Here is a 1,635-nt window from a genome sequence, read left to right as displayed (position 1 = left end):
GATGCCCTCCGCACCACACCCCGCCCCCGTGCCCACCCCCGCGACCACCCGGCCTGCGGACTGCGCGCGCCACCGAGGCAGACGCCGCCGGCTGGGGGCCCTGGCCCTGCTCACCGCGGGGGCGACCCTGCTCGGGACGGGCGCCTTCGCCTCCTGGCAGGCCACCGCCAACGCCAGCACCGCCACCCTCAGGGCCGCCACCGCGGGCGCGACCGTGGTCGGTGCCTCCGGTGGCCAGCTCACCACCCCCGTGAGCAACCTCCTGCCCGGTGACTGGCTCTACCGCTACGTCGACGTCACCAACACCAGCAGCGTCACCGGCAGCTTCACCGGCACCGTCACCGCCAGCGGCCTGGGCAGCGGCCTGACCGTGCTGGTGGAGTCCTGCGCTGCCGGGTGGAACACCGCGGCCGCCACCTGCCCGGGGACGCCGACCACCATCGCCACCGGCCCCCTGAGCAGCCCCCTGAGCATCACCCACGGCACCCTGGCCCCCACCGCGGTGCAGCACGTGCGCTACAAGGTCACCGTCGACGCACTGGCCCCCTCCTCGCTGATGGGTCAGAGCGGGGCACTGGACCTGGCCGTCACCAGCAACCTGGTCGGCGGCTATGACCGCACCTCGGGCTGAGCGCACCCTGCGGCGGCGCCGCAGCACCCCTACCAGCACCCCGGCTCCGGCGCTGGCCGTGGCCGCGGTCAGCGCGGCAGCCGTGCTGGGCGGGGCGGCTCCAGCCGCTGCCGCCTGGCAGGCGCGCGCCAGCGCCACCAGCGCCAGCTGGGCGCTGGCCAGCGTGGGCAGCCGCCTGGACGCCCGCACCCCGGCCGGGGTCACCACCCCCCAGGCCGACCCGTACACCGCCTCCTCCGTGCTGGCCCTGGGCCCGACCCTGGTCGATGCGGTGAACACCTCCAGCGTGCCCGCCCGAGTCAGCGTCACCACCACCACCAGCGGGCTGGTGGGTCTGGTGGTCACCATCAAGGGCTGCGACGTGCCCTGGACAGCAGCGGGCACGTGCGCCGCCGGGGAGACCTCCGTCTCCACCGCACCGGTGGTGCTGGGCTCGACCAGCACCACCACCGTGAGCGCCCAGCTGCCCGCCGGGGCGCGCAGGCACCTGCAGCTGGGAACCTCCACCTCACTGGTCGCCGGCGCGTCGGTGGTCCTGCGCAGCAGCGCCACCCCCGTCGTGGTCCCGCGTGACAGGACGCTGGGATGAGCGCGCTGTCCTCCCGGATGCGGGTGCTGGGCCTGCTGGTGCTGTTCGTCGGCCTGGCGCTGACCGCCTGGGCGCAGCTCTCAGGGCTGCGGGCGGTGCCGGTGCTGTCGGGGTCGATGACGCCCTACGCCGCTCAGGGCGCCTTGGTGGTCACCGAGCCCGTGGCACCGCAGGCGGTGCAAACCGGTGACGTGGTGGCCTTCGTGCCCCCTGCCCCGTTCGCGCGCGGCAACCACCCCGTGATGCACCGGGTGGCAGCCCTGGAGCAGGTCCAGGGGGCGGCGGTGATGACCACCCGCGGGGACGCCAACCCCCAGCCCGACCCCTGGCGGATCGCGCTGGGCGGGGCTGACCTGGGTCGAGCGGTGCTGGTGGTGCCGTGGGCCGGCTGGGCGGTGATGGCCGGTCCCGCACC

The 1,635-nt window shown here is 75.6% G+C and carries 3 protein-coding genes; all 3 read left to right on the top strand.

Annotation, left to right across the window (positions count from 1 at the left end; genetic code table 11):
• On the top strand, nt 1-631 hold a 631-nt coding region (locus FMM08_RS22750; protein WP_222711115.1), incomplete at its 5' end, for a hypothetical protein.
• On the top strand, nt 612-1,220 hold the full coding sequence (locus FMM08_RS22745) for a hypothetical protein (RefSeq protein ID WP_147928640.1): 609 nt from the start codon (nt 612-614) through the stop codon (nt 1,218-1,220). The genes FMM08_RS22750 and FMM08_RS22745, both read left to right, overlap by 20 nt.
• Nucleotides 1,217-1,635, top strand: a 419-nt coding sequence (locus FMM08_RS22740; protein WP_147928639.1) for a signal peptidase I, incomplete at its 3' end; no start/stop codon positions are given. The genes FMM08_RS22745 and FMM08_RS22740, both read left to right, overlap by 4 nt.

It is taken from the genome of Quadrisphaera setariae, from assembly GCF_008041935.1.
In the GTDB taxonomy this organism is placed as follows: domain Bacteria; phylum Actinomycetota; class Actinomycetes; order Actinomycetales; family Quadrisphaeraceae; genus Quadrisphaera; species Quadrisphaera setariae.
The sequence above is the reverse complement of the archived record's forward strand: the minus strand, read 5'-3'. Positions and strand labels throughout refer to the sequence as shown.